At 36.2% G+C, this 18,645-nt stretch carries 21 protein-coding genes; all 21 read left to right on the top strand.

All coding sequences use genetic code 11. The features are described from left to right. The first annotated feature begins 1 nt into the window (after position 1). A complete protein-coding gene (locus C7J89_RS10655; protein ID WP_103295262.1) occupies positions 2–1,237 on the top strand; it encodes a phage portal protein in 1,236 nt (411 codons plus the stop codon). Further along, positions 1,224–1,781, top strand: coding sequence for an HK97 family phage prohead protease (locus C7J89_RS10650; protein WP_103295261.1), 558 nt, complete (start codon positions 1,224–1,226; stop codon positions 1,779–1,781). Before C7J89_RS10655 ends, C7J89_RS10650 begins: the two co-directional genes overlap by 14 nt. A 42-nt stretch (positions 1,782–1,823) precedes the next feature. Next, positions 1,824–3,167, top strand: coding sequence for a phage major capsid protein (locus C7J89_RS10645; protein ID WP_103295260.1), 1,344 nt, complete (start codon positions 1,824–1,826; stop codon positions 3,165–3,167). 71 nt (positions 3,168–3,238) lie between these two features. Further along, positions 3,239–3,580 (top strand): head-tail connector protein, encoded by a 342-nt coding sequence (locus C7J89_RS10640; RefSeq protein WP_103295259.1) that lies wholly within the window; start codon positions 3,239–3,241, stop codon positions 3,578–3,580. After that, the gene (locus tag C7J89_RS10635; RefSeq protein WP_103295258.1) at positions 3,570–3,899 is read left to right on the top strand and encodes a hypothetical protein; all 330 of its coding nucleotides are present in this window, start codon (positions 3,570–3,572) and stop codon (positions 3,897–3,899) included. The genes C7J89_RS10640 and C7J89_RS10635 overlap by 11 nt, the downstream gene beginning before the upstream one ends. Next, entirely contained in the window at positions 3,896–4,306 is a 411-nt protein-coding gene (locus tag C7J89_RS10630) for a hypothetical protein (RefSeq protein ID WP_103295257.1), read from the top strand. Before C7J89_RS10635 ends, C7J89_RS10630 begins: the two co-directional genes overlap by 4 nt. Continuing rightward, positions 4,307–4,711, top strand: a complete 405-nt coding sequence (locus C7J89_RS10625) for a hypothetical protein (protein ID WP_103295256.1) — start codon at positions 4,307–4,309, stop codon at positions 4,709–4,711. Between the two features lie 12 nt (positions 4,712–4,723). Beyond that, the gene (locus C7J89_RS10620; RefSeq protein ID WP_103295255.1) at positions 4,724–5,320 is read left to right on the top strand and encodes a major tail protein; all 597 of its coding nucleotides are present in this window, start codon (positions 4,724–4,726) and stop codon (positions 5,318–5,320) included. 93 nt (positions 5,321–5,413) lie between these two features. Then, positions 5,414–5,908, top strand: coding sequence for an Ig-like domain-containing protein (locus C7J89_RS10615; RefSeq protein WP_103295254.1), 495 nt, complete (start codon positions 5,414–5,416; stop codon positions 5,906–5,908). A gap of 72 nt (positions 5,909–5,980) precedes the next feature. Next, positions 5,981–6,343, top strand: coding sequence for a phage tail assembly chaperone G (gpG, locus tag C7J89_RS10610; protein WP_103295253.1), 363 nt, complete (start codon positions 5,981–5,983; stop codon positions 6,341–6,343). A gap of 44 nt (positions 6,344–6,387) precedes the next feature. After that, positions 6,388–6,528: a phage tail assembly chaperone GT gene (gene gpGT / locus C7J89_RS13325; protein ID WP_170066447.1), complete on the top strand. Its 141-nt coding sequence runs from the start codon at positions 6,388–6,390 to the stop codon at positions 6,526–6,528. 29 nt (positions 6,529–6,557) lie between these two features. Continuing rightward, entirely contained in the window at positions 6,558–11,084 is a 4,527-nt protein-coding gene (locus tag C7J89_RS10605; protein ID WP_103295252.1) for a peptidoglycan DD-metalloendopeptidase family protein, read from the top strand. Then, positions 11,084–11,908: a phage tail domain-containing protein gene (locus C7J89_RS10600; protein ID WP_103295251.1), complete on the top strand. Its 825-nt coding sequence runs from the start codon at positions 11,084–11,086 to the stop codon at positions 11,906–11,908. The genes C7J89_RS10605 and C7J89_RS10600 overlap by 1 nt, the downstream gene beginning before the upstream one ends. Before the next feature lie 8 nt (positions 11,909–11,916). Further along, entirely contained in the window at positions 11,917–13,509 is a 1,593-nt protein-coding gene (locus C7J89_RS10595; protein WP_103295250.1) for a phage tail protein, read from the top strand. A gap of 15 nt (positions 13,510–13,524) precedes the next feature. Beyond that, the gene (locus tag C7J89_RS10590) at positions 13,525–13,803 is read left to right on the top strand and encodes a hypothetical protein (protein WP_103295249.1); all 279 of its coding nucleotides are present in this window, start codon (positions 13,525–13,527) and stop codon (positions 13,801–13,803) included. Between the two features lie 23 nt (positions 13,804–13,826). Further along, positions 13,827–15,764, top strand: a complete 1,938-nt coding sequence (locus tag C7J89_RS10585; protein WP_103295248.1) for a phage baseplate protein — start codon at positions 13,827–13,829, stop codon at positions 15,762–15,764. Positions 15,765–15,777: 13 nt separating this feature from the next. Beyond that, a complete protein-coding gene (locus C7J89_RS10580) occupies positions 15,778–17,262 on the top strand; it encodes a BppU family phage baseplate upper protein (RefSeq protein WP_103295247.1) in 1,485 nt (494 codons plus the stop codon). Then, on the top strand, positions 17,262–17,666 hold the full coding sequence (locus C7J89_RS10575) for a DUF2977 domain-containing protein (protein WP_103295246.1): 405 nt from the start codon (positions 17,262–17,264) through the stop codon (positions 17,664–17,666). The genes C7J89_RS10580 and C7J89_RS10575 overlap by 1 nt, the downstream gene beginning before the upstream one ends. Next, positions 17,641–17,799 carry an XkdX family protein gene (locus tag C7J89_RS10570; RefSeq protein ID WP_103295245.1) on the top strand — a complete coding sequence of 53 codons (159 nt, stop codon included), beginning with the start codon at positions 17,641–17,643 and terminating at the stop codon, positions 17,797–17,799. The genes C7J89_RS10575 and C7J89_RS10570 overlap by 26 nt, the downstream gene beginning before the upstream one ends. A gap of 36 nt (positions 17,800–17,835) precedes the next feature. Further along, positions 17,836–18,258 (top strand): hypothetical protein, encoded by a 423-nt coding sequence (locus C7J89_RS10565; protein WP_103295244.1) that lies wholly within the window; start codon positions 17,836–17,838, stop codon positions 18,256–18,258. After that, complete coding sequence (locus C7J89_RS10560) at positions 18,245–18,640, top strand: hypothetical protein (RefSeq protein WP_103295243.1); 396 nt, start codon at positions 18,245–18,247, stop codon at positions 18,638–18,640. Before C7J89_RS10565 ends, C7J89_RS10560 begins: the two co-directional genes overlap by 14 nt. Positions 18,641–18,645: the final 5 nt, after the last annotated feature.

Here is an 18,645-nt window from a genome sequence, read left to right as displayed (position 1 = left end):
GATGCCATTACTCGATTTAGGGTTTAACAGCAAGCAAGATAAGATGAATCGTGATTTAGAACGATTACTTTATTGGCAAGAACACGGAACACATGCTAGTTACACAGGTATTAATGCTTTGCGTAACAGTGACGTATTTACTGCTACACGTATTATTTCAGCAGATATTGCTAGTACGAAGTTAAAAGTTAAAGGTCATGAGACGAACACAGTAATGAATGATGTATTGAATTTATTCAATAACAACCCTCACTCAGACTTACCAGGCTGGCACTTCAAATTCATTATCATTGCGAACATGTTACTCAACGGTCAATCTTTCGTTGAGATTATACGTGATAAAAATGACTTCCCCGTTGGTTTCCATTTCTTACATAACGATTTAGTAGGAATTGAAGAAAAGGATGGGGAAGTTATTTATAACGTCAGTGAGGATGTGGAAGGTAATGCAGTAAAAATTACTAGTGAGGATATACTGCATTTTAGATACATCACGTTAGATGGTTATGTGGGTTACAGTCCGTTGTATGCATTAGCAAACGAAATTGGTATATCTCAAGGCTCTAAGAATTTCTTGAAAACATTCTTTGAAAACGGTGCTACATCTACTGGTGTTTTAACCATGAAAAAAGGTAATATCAATGGCGACCAACTAAAACAAATGAATGAAAACTTTATTGAAAAGCAAATGAAAAATAATGGTGGGCTTATTGTCATTGATGAATCACAAGATTTTAAAAGATTGCAAGTACCAACAGAAGTATTGAACTTCTTAAATAGTTATAAGTTCAGTACATCACAAGTCGCTAAAGCATTTGGATTACCAGTATCTAAATTAGGTATCGAAACAGTCAACACGTCCATTACACAAGCTAATCTCGAATATCTGCAAAGTACATTAGATCCAATATTCAAAATGATGATTGCAGAACTCGAAACTAAGATATTCAAATTCATTGATTCTGGTTATGAATTGGAATTTGATTCTTCTCGTCTTATTGATATTGACCCAGAATTACAATTGCAACGTATTACAGAATTGCATGGTAAAGGAATTATATCAACAGATGAAGCAAGAAGTGTATTTGGTTATCAACCTATAGATCATGGTGACCAACCACTTGTTGACTTGAACCGTGCGCCACTATCTACATTAGAAAATTATCAAAGTTCTAAGATAGATAAAGAAGTCGAAAAGAACACTCTTAAAGGGGGTGGTTTAAATGACGAACAGTAACGTTGATGCGTATAAAGATATGGTCATAGAGGGGTATGCAGTGTTATTTGATTCTATTAGTAAAATGACACCTAATGGTTACAGAGAAAAAATATTACCCACTGCATTTGATGAAGTTGATGTATCAGATGTCAAATGTTTGGTGGACCATGATTGGGGCCAACTTATCGGAAGGACGAAATCAGGAACCTTAGAATTAGAAGTTGACAACAAAGGGCTTAAATTTAAGTGTTACTTACCGAATACGTCAACAGGGCGTGATATATATGAAAATATAAAATTAGGTAACATTGACGAATGTAGTTTCTTTTATACACTCCCTCAAAAAAATGAGGGTAGTAGACATTGGGAAAAAATAGATGGGGATTACGTACATGTAGTACATCAAATATCAGAGTTAAGAGAAATTAGTGTTGTGACTATGCCAGCATACGATGATACCTCGGTTATTGTTGCACAACGTTCTCAAGATTTAACTAAAGCAAAAGAGTTAGAACAATTAAAAATAGCGCTAGATATAGAAAGCCTTCGTTTTGAAACGTAAGGCTATTTTTTATGCGCATTTTTACTAAAAGGAGTGAAAAACATGGCTAACAATTTAGATGCGCGCCAAAAAGAAATTAATAATTTAGTTTCTAAAGCGCAAGAAGCAGTCGAAAAGGGAGACCTAGAAACTGCACGTAATTTAAAAGCTGATATCGATTCACAGAAGAAAGAATATGAAGAATTAAAACAATTATCTGAAGAAATCAAAGCGTCAGCACCAGAAGAAGAATCTGTACCGCCTAAAGATGAAGGTGCAGAAGAAACTGATAACAAAAAAGAAGATTCAGAGGAAAAACCATCGGACGATAAAGAAAATAAACCGTCTGAAGAAGAAAAAACAGACGACAAACCTAAAGACGATGATAAACCCGAATCTGAAGAAAAACCAGAAGCACCAGCTATCGAAAAAGTAGAAGAACCTACAGAAGACGAGTTGGAAGAAGAAAAAGACAAAAAGAAAAAAGAAGGGGCGAAACGTTCTATGGCGAAATTAAATCAAAATCAAGAAACTAATGAGGAAATCCTAGGTTTCGAACAATACATGAAATCTAAAGGAGCAAAACGTGACAACGTTAAATCTGATGATGTTGGCGTAACAATTCCAGAGGATATTAAATATATTCCAGAAAAAGAAGTTAACACAGTACAAGATTTATCAGAATTAGTACAAAAAACTTCAGTATCAACTGCAAGTGGCAAGTACCCAATCTTAAAACGTGCAAATGCTAAATTCAACACAGTTGAAGAACTAGAGAAAAACCCAGAGTTAGCACGTCCAGAATTTGAAACAATTAACTGGGAAGTTAACACTTACCGTGGTTCTATTCCAATCTCTCAAGAAGCGTTAGACGATTCAGTTGCTAACTTAACTGCTATTGTGTCTGAAAATATCAACGAACAAAAAATCAATACATTAAACGAAAAAATTGGTGCAGTGCTTAAAGCATTCAATCCAACATCAATCGCTAATGTGGATGACTTAAAAGAAATTATCAACGTTAAATTAGACCCAGGTTACGACCGTCAAATTATCTGTACACAAAGTTTCTATCAAAAACTAGACACTTTAAAAGATGGTAACGGTCGTTATTTATTACAAGACAGCATTATCAACACTGCTGGTAACACTGTATTAGGTATGAACGTAACAGTGGTACGTGATGACCTTTTAGGCGTTAACGGCGATGCTAAAGCGTTTATTGGAGACGTAAAACGCGGCGTGTTATTTGCAGACCGTACAGACGTTTCAGTTCAATGGATTGAAAACGAAATCTACGGTAAATACTTGATGGGTGCGTTCCGTTTCGATGTTAAACAAGCAGATAAAAACGCTGGTTTCTTCGTAACATTTGGCGAGGATGCAGAAGGCGAAGATACACCCTAATGCTCCCCAAAATGTCGTAGTTAATACGAATGCAAAATCCGTTTCTATTACGGCAGAATAGGGGTGTTTAGATGTTCGATTTAGAAAGTAAAGAATCCGTAAAAAAAGCGATTCGTGTAGATCATGATTTCGATGATGACTTGATTATGGATGTCTATTTACCTGGTGCAATTAATGAAGTTAAAACGGCTGTTTCATTAAACGATGAAGATAAAGGTTTTTACGAAAATAATCCTTTATTTAATTTAGCTGTTTTAAACATTGTCGCACATCATAATGACAATCGTTCTATTACATCTAACGAACAAAGCTTTGATGTACCAGCATCTTCATTAGCACTTATACAAACGTTACGAAGTAATCTTGCTAAATGGCGTTTAGAAAACATCGAGGTGATAGCCGATGAATCTTAACCAGTTAGATTACAGAGTCGTATTTTACGACATTGTTAATGATGGACCAGAAGCTGGCATGAATGATTGGAAAGAAGTTTACAGTTGTTACACGGGCTTATATGAGCCTACACAAAAAGATGTACAGTTAGGCAATTTAGAACTTAGCAAAAGGTCGGTCACATTAAATATTAGAAATGCGCAACCTCAATTCATACCCAGCGTTAATCAAACGTTTGAAATAAAAAATGGTATGTATGCTGGGTTGTTTTTTAATGTCAAAAATGTGGCACCCGCTAAAACACCTAACTATATCAAAGTGGTAGGTGAAGAAGAATGAGAGCAACTTTAAAGGGAGAAAAAGAGTTACAACGAGAACTCGAACGCCGATTTGGCAAACGTAAAATGCAAAAGATTGTAGATTACGCTTTGACTAAAGGTGGTGGCGTTGTTGCCTCGATAATCGCTAAAGATATGCGTTCGTTTGCTGATACTGGTAAATCAGTGAAATCGACATCTGTTTCAAAGCCTCAAACAATAGGTGGCGTGAGACAAGTTAAAATTCACTGGAATGACGGAAGTACAGGCGAGCGTTATAGAATTATTCATCTTAACGAGTTTGGCCACTATGACAAAGCAGGTAAATGGGTTAACACAGCTGGTAAGGGTGTTATCGAAAACGCCCTAAGACAAGGCAGAGAAACCTATTTTTCCACAGTAAAAGCAGAGTTAGCTAGGAGGGTGTAAATGGATGACATCACAATGAAGATATATGAAGCGATAACTGATAACGAAGAAATTATGCAACATGTTCAAAAGAACAACATTAAATTCTTCGATTATCCCAACGCACAAGAAGTCAAAGATGTAGTGATTGTCATAGACCCATTAGATACACCTACACCAACTAACTTTGGCGACGATGACAATATATTATACGAATATTTCTATCAAATTGATGTATTCGTCAAACAGAATAACGGCATTAACGGACGAGTCCTATCAGATAGGCTCGTTTTTTTATTGCAAAGAATTATGTGGGAGAGATTGGGGTTCGGTGAAACGTCCTCAATCAAACCCGAATTTATTAAGGATTTCAACTTATACCATCAAGCAAAACGCTTTGAAGGTAAACAATATTTTAAAATTTAGGAGTGTTTATATATGGCAGAGAAAAACTATAGATCGTTCACAGGTTTAACTGAGTTCTACTACAAAGTGCATGGTGAAGATGTTCAAGCAGTTACAGACCCAGAACGAATCAAATTCTTACAAGAGATTTCAGTATCTAAGGACCAAGACATCGAAAAAGCATACGGTGATAACCAAGTAGCAGAGATGGCAGTAGCTAACGGAACTATTGAAGTTGAAGCTGGATTCCATAAATTACCATTAGAAGATAGAGTGGCATTATTTGGATTAGAAAAATCAGAAGATGGCATTGTATCAGTTGGTAATGATACACCGCCATACGTGGCTGTTATGTTCGCTAAAACTATGGAAGATGGCTCACGTGAATATGTTGGATTACCAAAAGGTTTATTCACATTCCCAGAACTTGAAGGTAATACTAAAGAAGATGGCGTAGAGTTCAGTTCAGATTCTACTAAAGCAGAATTTATGCAAGCATCTGTAGCTGGTTTTGAAGAAGAAAAAGCTATGTTATTAGGACACGATGAAAAAGGCGTAAATGTCATGAAAGACGCTATTTGGAAAGCAGTATTTGGCAGTGATGAAGATAAAGGCGAAGATACACCCTAATATACCCCAAAATGTAGAAGTGACAGCCAATAGCAAGTCGGCTGTTGTTTCTGCAGAATAGGGGCTTTTAATATAGATAGGGAGGAACAATAAATGGCAGATACATTAAACGTGTATAAAGGCGAGGAAGTCGTAGGCAGTGCTGAACGTGGTGAAAACGGTAAAGCATCCGTTACGATTAACAACCTCGAAGCTAACACTGATTATGCAGCTGGTACTTACCAAGTAGCATTCTCTAACGAAAATGGAGAATCTGAAAAGGTAGATGTTCCGGCATTCAAAACAAAACCTATTGCAGTAACAGGCGTAACAATTGCACCTAAAACTGCAAGTATTGATGTAGAAGCAACAACTCAATTAAATAGTACGGTTACACCATCAACTGCTACCAATAAATCAGTAGCTTATGCAAGTTCTGATGAAGCAGTCGCAACCATATCAAGTGACGGTACAGTAACTGGTGTTGCAGAAGGTGAAACAACGATTACGGTCACTACACAGGATGGTAATAAGTCTGATACTGCAACAGTAACAGTTAATGCAGTAGAAGAACCTGAACCAGAAGTACCGGAAGAATCAGAAGAATAACTAACACGAGGGCTTAAATGCCCTCTTTTTATTTGCAAATAAAAAATCAACTTATAAAGGGAGTAATTATAAATGGCTAAACGTAATTTTATTAAATTAATTCAAATCGACAAAAAAGGTAACGCAGTAACAGATTCAGAAGGAAACGTTAAATTCGATACTTACATTACACCAACACAAATTCCATTCCGTAAAATTTATGATGCTGCAGATTTAATGGACGGAGAAGGAGAAGATGACAAATCTTCTAAAGAAGGTTTTGATGAAATGTTAGATATGGTTGTCGATATTTATAATAACCAGTTCACTAAAGATGACCTATTAGACCGATTACATGCACCTGATGCGATAGAAGAACTTCGTGGTCAAATTGAGTTTATCGCACAAGGACAAATGGATGATGAAAGAAAAAAGGAATTAGCGAAAATGATATAAAGGTTCAGACATGGGCTGACCACAAAGCAAATATGAAGAAAATCATGTTGCAAATGATGAAAGAAGGTGGGAAGGATATTAACGATATATTAGATATGCCTTTCGCTTTCTTCATGGAAATTGTGGACGAAAGTAATAAGAAAGATGTTGAGAAAAAGGAATCGATGTTGGACGCGTTCCTTTAAAACACATCTCATAGATTGGAGGTGGAGTAATGGCAGAAAGAATTAAAGGTTTACAGATAGATTTAAGCCTTAATGACATGGATGTCAGTAAAAAGTTAGCTAGTGTTAAGCGTGAATTTAGAGCTTTGAACACGAGCATGAAAGTGTCGAATAATAACTTTAAATATGGCGATAAATCAGCTGCATCATATAAAAATCGTATGAATGAGTTACAAACTGCAGTTGATGGCAGTTCTAAACACCTGTCACAGTTAAAACAACGACATGCCGAAGTAGTTGCAGAGCAAGGTGCAGGATCTAAAGCTGCATTGGATTTAGCTAATCAAATCAATAAAGAAACCGACGCTTTCAATATGTATAAAGGTCAATTAAGCAGTGTTACTGCCGAATATCAACAGAACTTTTCAGCACTAGGGAAAATAAGGAAATCTTTTGCATCTGTTGGTTCGGGCATGCAGGCAGCTGGAAGTAAAATGCAAGGTGTCGGTCGTTCGTTGTCTAATAGTATTACGAAACCTGCATTAGTTGCTGGTGTTGCAGCTGCTGGTTTAACAGCTAAATTAGGTTTTGACCGTTTAGTTGGATTAGATACAGCTAAAGCTAAATTAGAAGGTCTAGGCTATTCAACTAAAGAAGTTGGTAGTATCACAGACCAAGTAGCTAAGGCAATTGATGGTGGTATGACCACTATGGCTGAAGGTACCGACGTTGCTGCAGGCGCATTAGCTGCAGGTGTAGAACAAGGTAAAGACTTAGAAAAATACATCAAATTAGTTGGCGATGCTGCAGTTGGTAGTGGTAGGCCTGTTTCAGAAATGGCAATGATATTCAACCGTGTTCAAGGTCAAGGTAAGTTAATGACTGAAGAATTAAACATGATTGAAGAAGGTATGCCCGGTTTCAGTAATGCGATGGCTAAAAATTTAGGTGTTTCTTATGATCAGTTTAGAACTATGGTTACTAATGGTGAAGTGACAGCTAAAGACTTCCTAAGTACTATGGATGATTTTGCCGGTGGTATGGCAGGTGCTTATTCTAAATCGTGGAAAGGTATGGTACAGAATAGTAAAGCCTACATCGGACAAATTGGTGAAGCTTTCCTTAGTAGTACATTCCAAAAGGCTAAAGGTGGTTTACATGAGTTTGAGAAAATGCTTAAATCACCAGGCGCTAAACAATGGGCTGCTGAAAGTGGCGAAAAGTTAGGGAACGCTTTTAATACTATAGGTAATGGTATTAAAGGATTAATGAATTGGTGGAATGGTCTCAATGGCACCACTCAAAGTGTGCTCGGAGGTATAGTTAAATGGCTAGGTATAACCTTAATCACTGCCGGTCCAGTATTAACGGTGTTTGGAAAAATGACCAGTACTATAGGTAGTATGTTCAGTGGAATGTCTACGTTAATATCATTTTTAATACGTCATAATGTTGCAAGTAAAACCGCAGCAGTAGGTCAAGCTATTTGGAACGGAGTTACTGTCACAGCTAGGGGCATAGCTAACGGTTATAGAGCTGCAGTGGCTGCACTTATTACCTCACAAACAGCACAAGCGATTAAATCTAAAATTGCTGCAGTAGCTATGACAGTTTGGACAGGTGTAACTAAAGCGGCCACATTGGCTACACGTGGTTTAGGATTAGCGATTCGTTTCATGACTGGGCCAGTAGGAATAGTTATCACTGTAATTACTGCGCTTGTAGCAGCAATCATTTATTTATGGAAAACAAATAGTACATTCCGAAACATTGTTATAAACACTTGGAACGCTATAAAAAATGCAGCGATAGCAGTATTTGGTTTCTTGAAATCTTATATTATAGGTATCTGGAATGTGATAAAAACTGTAACAATCGCTGTATGGAATGCAATTAAAGCGTCTGCTATAGCTATATGGAACGGAATTAAATTCGCAGTACAACATCCTATACAAGCTTTAAATAAAGCGTTAACTGCTTTATGGAATGGGATGAAAGCAGCGGCTATCAAGATTTGGACGTTGCTTAAAAATGCTGTCATTGCGATTGTAAAGGCTTATATTAATCAATCACGCAATAACTTTAACTTATTGAAACGTATAGTGGTTACTATTTTTAACGGAATTAAAACATTTGTCATAAAAGTTTGGAATGCACTCAAAAATGGTGTCATAAGAATAGTGAAAGCTTATGTCAATCAAACACGAAATAACTTTAATACATTAAAACGTGTTGTAACGACAATTTTCAATGCAGTTAAAAACTTTTCAATCAAACTTTGGAACTCAATTAAAAATAAAGTAATATCCATTGTAAAAGCGCTTTGGAATGGCGTTAAAAAAACCTTTAATGCCTTAAATAAAGATGTGCATGCGATATTTAACGCTGTTAAGAATTTTGCACTCAAATTATGGACCAACGTTAAAAATGGCGTTGTTTCAAGAGCCAAATCTTTATGGTCTGGCGTAAGCAATACATTTAAATCATTACGCAAAGGTGTTGCATCCATATTTACAGGAGTTAAGAATAACACGATCAAATTATGGAACGCTATCAAAGATAAGGTGACTGGTATTGCTTCATCACTTTGGGGCGCAGTTAAGAAAACTTTCAATAAAATGAAAGATGGCCTTAGTGGTATAATTGGCAAAATTAAAAGTCTTATCAATGGTATGGTCGACAGTGTCAAAAAAGGTTTAAACAAACTCATTGATGGTGTCAACTGGGTAGCTGGTAAATTAGGTATGGATAAATTACCTAAGATTAAACTTCACACTGGTACTGAGCATACCAATACGACAACGAACGTAGTTAAGAATGGCAAAATATCTCGTGATACTTTTGCTACTGTAGGCGATAAAGGTCGAGGTAATGGTCCAGGTGGATTTAGACACGAAGCGATTAGATACCCTAATGGTAAAATGGCGATTACACCTAACAGAGATACAACAGCATTCTTACCTAAAGGTTCATCAGTTATGAATGGAGCTCAAACGCATTCTATGTTAAGTGGTATGCCTAAATTCGCAAATGGTACAAACAAGAAGAAAAAACAAAACATCTTAGAACAAGGTAAAAACTTAGCAGGCGCTTTTGGAGAAAAAGCATCTGATGCAGCACATGGCGTAAAAGAAGGTACCCAAAAAGCTTTAGAAGCTTCAGCGAAAGCTATAGGTAAAGGTAAAAAATGGCTGGGCGATAAAGTAGGAGATGTCATGGACTGGGTGGGGAAACCCGGTAAATTATTCAATAAAATCGCTGATGCTTTTGGCATTAACCTAAAATCCTTTGGCGTACCTAAAGGGGCTACCTTACCTTATGACATGATGAAGGGAATGTTTGGAAAACTTAAAGATGCCGCTATCAACATGATTAAAGGCTGGATGGATGAAGCAGGTGGCGATGGCGATGCTTCTTGGTTATTCAAACATGATATATGGCAGAAATTCGGTAACTATACAGGCGGATTAAGCTTTAATGGTGGTAAACACTATGGTGTTGACTTTGGAATGCCAATAGGTACAAACGTATACGCTGTAAAAGGTGGTAAAGCCGACAAAGTATGGACTGATTATGGTGGCGGTAAATCTGTTCAAATAAAAACAGGTAAGGGCGAATGGAACTGGTACATGCACTTATCTAAACAAATTGCTAAGCAAGGTCAGAAAATAAAAGCAGGCCAATTAATTGGTAAGTCAGGAGATACAGGTAATTACGTTCGTGGTGCCCACTTACATTTCCAATTAATGAAAGGTAATCATGCTGGAAATGACACTGCTGTTGACCCACTAGGTTGGTTAAAAAAATTAAAAGGTGGCGGTAAAAAAGCCGCTAAGAAATGGGCGCCAGATATAAAACGTGCAGCCAAACAAATGAAGGTTAACCTTTCAGGAAGTGAATTAAATGACATTATTAAATTAATTAGCACAGAATCTAGTGGTGACGCTGGTATTGTACAACAAATTAATGATATCAACACTGGTGCCAACCGAGCACGTGGTTTACTTCAATATACACCAGGTACATTTGGTAGTTATAAAGTTAAAGGTCATGGAAATATTATGAATGGTTACGACCAATTGCTTGCTTTCTTCAATAACAGTTCTTGGCGTGGTAACCTTAGCGCTTGGAAACGACGTATGGCTGCGGGTTCAACCGGTTGGGGTCCAACTGGAGGTAGAAGATTTGCTACTGGCGGATTAATTAATTCAAGTGGTTGGTACAACCTAGCTGAAGGTGGCTATCCAGAATTTGTTATCCCAACAGACCCTAGCAGACAATCTGACGCTATGAAACTATTAGCGATTGCTTCTGAACATATTGGCAAACGCGATAATAATAAACGACCTAATCAAATGCGTACACCTAAGACGACAGTAAACGCTGGTAGCGACAACACAGAATTATTACTACAAATGATTGCTAACCAACAAAAACAACTCGACGCGTTAATGGAAATTGCTCAAAGCAATAGAGGTATTGAAGATAAAGCCGGCTTTAATGAACGTGATGTATCACAAGCACAAGGACGAAAAGCTAGAATGAAAGCATATGCCAGAGGGGGTGCAATCGTCTAATGGCTAAAACAGTTAAAATGTTTAACGATGATTTTTCAAAAATGTTAACGGATTTACCTAATTTAACATTCTTAGATGCCACAGAAGATGGCGTAGAAATTAGCGCAAACACGGTAGAAACTAAAGGGCGCGATGGTGTGAGAATAGGGCGACCATCCTTTGGTCCATTCAAACTTAAATTACGCTTCTTTTACCGTGGTGCAGATATACAAGATTATAGATTACTTAAACATAAACTAAGAGGGATCCTTTTTCGAAGGGACCCTTTTTATATTGTTCATTCAGATATGCCAGGCATTAAATATCACGTTTATTGTGAAGAAAATGCTATAGAGGATATTGGAACAAAATTCGGTACATTTGAAGTTACTTTTAATGTATTTAAAGGTTTTTCAGAGTCGCTTACAGATACATTAGATGTAGGTTTTCTTTCTGATAACTGGCAATTTGAAGGTGGTTTAATTACTGATAAAGCGATTGCTTACGTCCATAAAGAAAAAGGCTTTGAAATATGGAATGGAAGTAATGACACAATCGACCCTTTGAACCATAAATTAATCATCAGAATAAAAGCAGATGCGCCTAGAGGATTAACATTAATTAATCATACAACGGGTGAATCGTTTACGTATTATAACGCTTTAACAAGTTCTAAAACATTAACATTAAATGGTATACATCCAATTATAGGAAATAAACGTGTGGGTTTCGACACAGATTATGGGTGGATAACATTAGCTGAAGGTATGAATAATATTGAGATTAAATGTGATACAACGAATGATATTTATTCGGAATTTCAATTTAATTTTGTCTATAGGTAGGTGATCACGTGCAAAATAAAGAATTAATACTTGAAAATAAAGCTGGTAACTTTTCAGAAGTGTTTGCGATATATGACCCTGATTCATTTAAATATGAGTATGAAAAGAATGGAGACCGTTTTATAACATTTACAGCGATAAAAATTGAAGGTACAGAAGATATTTTCGACATGTTAGTTAACGAAAACTATATCATCTACCAAGGACAATATTATGTTATTAAATCAACTTCACTTGCGTATGACGCACAAGTGACGACATGCGAAGTGGAAGCTAAACATATATTTATGAACTTCCAGAATCATTATATAGAAAAAGATATTGAAGATGAGGAACTTAACGCAGAAACTGGCGATGAAGATACAGCACCCAATTACACACTTGAACAATTTTTAGATTTTGGCTTTGCTAAGAACAAATTAGGATTTGAATACGAAATCATTGGAGACAATAGACGATTAGCACCTATATCTGAATTGGGTAACAAAAATGGTTTGGAATTCATTACTGAAGGTGCAGAGTACTTTAATTATATCTACTTTGCAGATAATAAAAAGATATATTTTTACACACCCGATTTATTTTATGAACGTGCAGACTTTCCTATCGTCTACCGGGGTAATTCTGATGATGTGAAATTAGATATAAGTACCACAGATTTGAAAACAATCATACAGGGATATGGCAAGAAAAAGACCAAATCAGAAACGAAAAACTATAATCCAATAAAACCAAAAGATTTATCATATAGCGGTACATTCGATAAAACAGGAACTTGGACTACAGAAAAAGTTGGTGCTAGTTATAGCAAGACATTCACATGTAAATGGGGAAATGAAACGCTCATATGGACTCGTAAGAAAGGATCTAAGGGCGGTATTGTTGACGTTTATTTAGATGACAAGAAAATGAATACCTTTGAACTTTATCGTAAAACAGCTAAAACAGATACGGTTACAATTGCTAAGAATTTAAGCAAAGGTAAACATACATTCAAAGTTATATTTAGAGGTGGTAAATCAGGTGTTGATTACAAGAAAAAGGCGCCTGTAATGTATGTAGGGACTGAAAAAACGACCATGCTCAATTTAACAGCAGTATTAAAAGGTAAAGATGTTTACCATGTATATGGAGAATACAAGTCACCAAATTATGAAGTATTTGGAGAAATGAGAGCGCCGACTGTATTTGATGAAAAATATACGAACAAAACAGATTTAATGGATGGTTTAAAAGAACAATTAAATGATGAACCTACCGTTGAATTATCAACCAATTACTTAATCAACGGTGATGACATTGTATTCATAGGTGAAGATGATGTAAAAGAAAACAACATTGTTCGTTTTATACACAAACCGTTAAACTTTAATACAGATTTAAAGGTCGTTAAACTCACACGTTATCATCCACTTACACAGAAACCTGTAGATATAGAATTCAGTAATGCGAAATTAGATATTGTAGATATTCAAACAAGAGCAAATCAGCGCATACGACGTGCTAATAGCGCTATCGCACAAGGTAATTGGAATGTTAATAATAACCAATCATATGACTTCTACAGTGACGTTATGGGAAGTGTACTAGTCGATGATTGATGAAGGAGTGACAAAATGGCTGAAATAGATACACGAACGCTCTTGGATAAACAAGGTAACCCATATTTTCCTCATACAGATATAAGCTGTGTAAACGGTTTGCCAGATAATTTGGAAGACTTTGCGGACAGCGATATACTCGGCGACATTTCTAATATGCAAAATAGATTGGACAATATTAATAACCAAATCAGCAATCTTTCAGCAATTTACGAAGAAATAAGCCAAATAAAACAAGATATATACACTATGAAATTACAAATTAATGACTTGCAACAACAAATACAAAAATAAGCTTTTTATAAGGGGGAAAACGAATGTTAAAATTACAAAAAAGCTTAACATCATCCTTAGGTCAAGAATTTAGACAACAATTGCATACAAATTTTTTACGCACTGAAGATTTCGTTAATACTTTCGTAGAGCAATTTAAATATCATAAAAACGAAGAATTAAATGCCCACCATTCATCACAAATTAATGATGAAAGATTTAGAACAGTTGAACGTGGATTACAAATCATTAACCAACGATACGACAATCTTGTTTTATCTAAGGGTAAAAATAGTTTGCAAGAAGTTAAGGATGCAAGACTAGATACTTTAGGCGAAAGACATGCGACTTTATTTGACAGATTATTATCGGATTCAAACAGGCATGAAATAGATAAAGAAGATTTAATACAAGCCGTTGAAGATACAAGAGCGCAAATACTAGCGCAAGAATTTGAGTTTGATATACCTAATTCATCATTCCAATATTTAACAAACCTATCACCAATGACAAATTCAGTAATGCAATCATTTTTACTTGATGAAACTTGTGATATTGCTTATCAAACACAAGCTTATAGAGATAATTATAAGTTAACTAAAATGAAAGCGAACGGTCAATTCATTTCACAAATGGAACTCGAAGGTGGCGGTCACGGTACACAGATTGCTTTAAGACATGATGAAGTTGAAAATAAAACGTGGATTTATTCCCATATACAACGGCCAGATGGTTATAATGCATTAGTGAAGTTCACTTATAGACCTGATACCACTTTAACTTACGGGGGTTATGACATGGAGGAAGTATTTACTGGGCACCCTGAACGTTCATACATGACACCTGTCATAAATGAACATGAAGGCTTAATCATGCTTAGAATACAATATCCAAAATCTGAATGGGAATCTAGACGATCTGCAAACTACGTCGAAGTTAGACGTTTAGAAGATATAGATAATAAAGTGGATAATGTGTTATACCGCATGGATATACCAAAACACCTAACAAGTTTTGGTGACCCAACTCAACCAATGCAAGGGTGTACATTTGATGATAATAAATTGTATTGGTACACAGGCGATAGTGACCCTAATGTACCCAATTTTATTACAGTATTTGATTTAGAAACTGGTAAACAATTATATCAAAAGAAAGTGGATATCGGTAAATCAGGGAATGAGTACCCTGGTGACTTCCAAGAAGCTGAAGGTTGTCAAATTTATCACGATAGAGATACAGGCAAGAAAGCATTGCTTGTCGGTGTAACTGTTGGAGCTGGTAACTATCGAGCGCATGAAATACATGGTATTTTCATGCGTGGATTATATGAGAAATTAAAAGCACCACGCACACCTGTATCAACATATGAAACTGGGGGACGCACGAAGTCATTCCCTGTGGAGAACTTTACAAGGATTGCTGATTTATTAGAACCTGGTGATTACTACATGAATACAGTCGACACAATGCGTGTAACGGATTTCCCACTACCTAAAGAAATGCGTGATGGCGGTTGGTTCCTAAATAACAGTGCATTTAACGTTCAAGGAGTTATGGTCCAAACTTTAACGAGAAATACATTCGCTCGTGACATTATGCAATATGTGCGTCTTGTATCAGTCAATAACTTTACAGGTACAAATGATGCTTCGAACTGGTGTCACATGGGCTATACAAGTATCGGAGGGCCTGCAGAAGCAATACCAAGCCATATAACTAATATGAATCAATTAGGTATTGTAGCAAATAAGCAATGGTACATTGATACTGCGACAAGTAGCAAAATACAAGATTTCCCACTACCAGGGGTTGCTGGGTGGACGTGTCTCGTTGATAACGTAACAAGTGCTCGATTTAAAGTGACCTTAACGCGTGTGTCATCTGTTGCACCTGTTGAGATGATTATTGCTTACTTCTCATCTTCAGGAAAACCTGAACGTATATCACCATGGACCCAATTCAAAGGCACAAACTTATAAGGGGGGATCTTACATGTCTATGGATAAAATAGCCAATTTACAACTTGAAACAACGGCACAATACCAAAGTTTAAGTAAGCTCAATGTTCAGTTTTGGAATCAAGACCAAAGCACAGCAATATTACAATTTCAAATTACACGAAATAACTATCCTTTAGCTTTAAGTGAAGAAAACGTGAAAGTTTTCATCGCGCTTGAATCAGGGGATAGTTTTTTAGTAGACGATAATTTCAACTATTTAGATCAATTAAATGGTGTTATTAGTTATGAAATACCTAATGACTTCATGAAACTGGCTAGAGATGTTATAGGACAAATCTATATAACAACATTAGATGATGAGGAAGTTGTTGTACAAAGACAATTTAGTTTTACTGTAGCTAACGACTTAATTATTGACTTGCCTAGTGAAGACAAAATACGTGAGATTAAACTATTCTCTGACATGCGTGCCGAAGTTGCGGAAATGATGACGAAATTAAATAGTGACTTTGAAAATATGAATGACTATGTTAAGCAGGTACAAGATACAACGCAACAAGGTATCACAGCCTTAACGAAACTCATCGATGATAAAGAGAAAGCTTATAACGCTAATCATGAAGCTAAAATGAAAGAGTTAGACGATAAAGGCGACGCATATAGTACGAAGTTTGATGAAGATAAGCAATACATGGATGAGAAGTTTGAAGCGTTTAAATCTTCAGTAAATGGTAGTGGATTAGTTACGACTGGACAGTCTGCTAACTGGCAGAAATATAAGTTAACAGCTGATGATGGAACGCGACAATACCTCAAAAAAGGTACTATTAAAGACATTACAACACTTGCACCAGGAAGTTATGAAACAGTTTCTGATGATAATGCTGCTGCGCAAGGTTTCCCAACTGGTTTAAATAATACCTATGTCCAAATTGATATATCAGCAGCAAATGGCGATACTACTAGAAAAAGAATAGAATTGACCTCATCTTATAATGGAGAACTATATTATCGAATTTTCCACACATCAGGAACGAGAGATACGGGATGGAAAAAGGTTGCATTTAATGACCCTAGCAGTCCATTTGAAACTACTTCTGGCTCACAAGCTAAAGCAACAATAGCTGAAAATAACGCTAAAACTTATACCGATGGTAAATTTTCGAAACGTAATAATACATTATTTGAGGGGAATGCTAATGGCGTGGGTACACCGATTAATTTAAGCGAGACCTTAGACAATTTTATTGTTCTTTACATTGTTGGAGATTTTCCGGGTGGCGAGTTTGCAGCATTAGGTAACCCACTAGGAACACGTAACATTAATATTAACAAAGATAATATCGTAGGTTTGGACGCAACAGACGCAATAAGTTATGAATGTACGTTGAAGAAAGTTAACAGACAAAAATTAGAAATCAATTCAGACAACTATGTGAATATTTTAACTGGTGAAGGGTCTGGTGCTAATGCGAACAAATTTACCATTCAGAAAATTATAGGGGTGTATAAATAATGCGTATAACTATAAATGATAATAACGAAATTACAGGTTACGCCATTGTCGGTGGTATTGAAGGAGATTTTGAGATTGATGATTCGATTATCCCTCATGACTTTACACAAAACTATAAACCGAAATACTACTTGTATCAAAACGAACAAATCATTTTTAATCCAAATTACGAAGAAGCATCCAACACACCTTATATACCACCTATGATTACATCAAATGGACCAGATGAAGAACTAAGAAAAATGTTTGCTAGTATGCAAGAACAACTTGTTCAAGGCAATATGATGGTAGCACAAGTCGCTCAACAAAATGCTGATTTAACACAAGAAATAGTCAACATGACAAATGAAATAAAACAACTCAAAGGAGCGGATAAAGATGAAGATGTTGTTTCCGAAATTTAACGATATTAAAACCATGTATAGCTGGGGATGTTATACAAATGACCAAATTAAATGGTTTGTTGATATGGAAGTCATCGACAAAGAAGAATACGCACTAATTACTGGTGAAAAATATCCAGAACCACAGGCTTAGGCTTGTGGTTTTATTTTATAGAAAGTGGGTGAGTCCATGAACGAAACATTTACGGTGTCCGACCGAATTGCAACATTATCTTTATTTGGACTAGGTGTATTCGTCGACATAAGGGGTTTTTACTGGTTTGTAAACCAAGAGTCAGTCATTCATGAAAGCGATTTTTACAGTGCGTTACATGAAGTCATGCCTATCTGGCTATGGGGATTTATACTACTCATTTTTGGCAGTTGTTTGCTCATTGCAAGTATATTTTTTGGCAAACGTTCAGTGAATAATGTATCCAATTATTTTATGGTTATTGGAGGTACAGGAAGTGCGATAATTCACTTTTTAATGGCATCTGCCAGTATATATAACGCAATCAATTGGCTAACACCGGCACAATTTATAGCTATGACAGCGTGGCTAGGTTTTGCTGGTTTCATAGGCGGTGTTGATATTTATGGCAGAAGATAAATATGTCTTACGTCACGAATGGGAAAATTCAAGAGGTAAAATACATCAGCGTATTAATGATGTAGACAGTAAACATACGGATTTACACAATCAACTGTTAAGTAAAGTAGATAGGCAGACGTTATTACAAGAAAAGTCTTTCGAATCGCAAGAACGATCAGAGAAACATTTAGAAAAGATGAGTGAGTCTCTGTCTACTGTTGGAACGAGAGTAACTGATTTAGAATACGAAAGTAAGACGAATAAAAAGGATATTGAAAGTTTACAGGGGACATTGCAAGAAAAGACAAAGGGGAACACGCAAGTTATTGTTGCGTGGATAGGCGTTGCAGGCGTTGTATTACCCGCAGTGATAACCGTTGTAGCACAATTTTTCAGATAAGTCGG

Origin of the sequence: Staphylococcus kloosii, from assembly GCF_003019255.1 — a bacterium.
Lineage (GTDB): Bacteria > Bacillota > Bacilli > Staphylococcales > Staphylococcaceae > Staphylococcus > Staphylococcus kloosii.
Note: the sequence above shows the minus strand (reverse complement) of the source record. Positions and strands in the feature narration are given on the sequence as shown.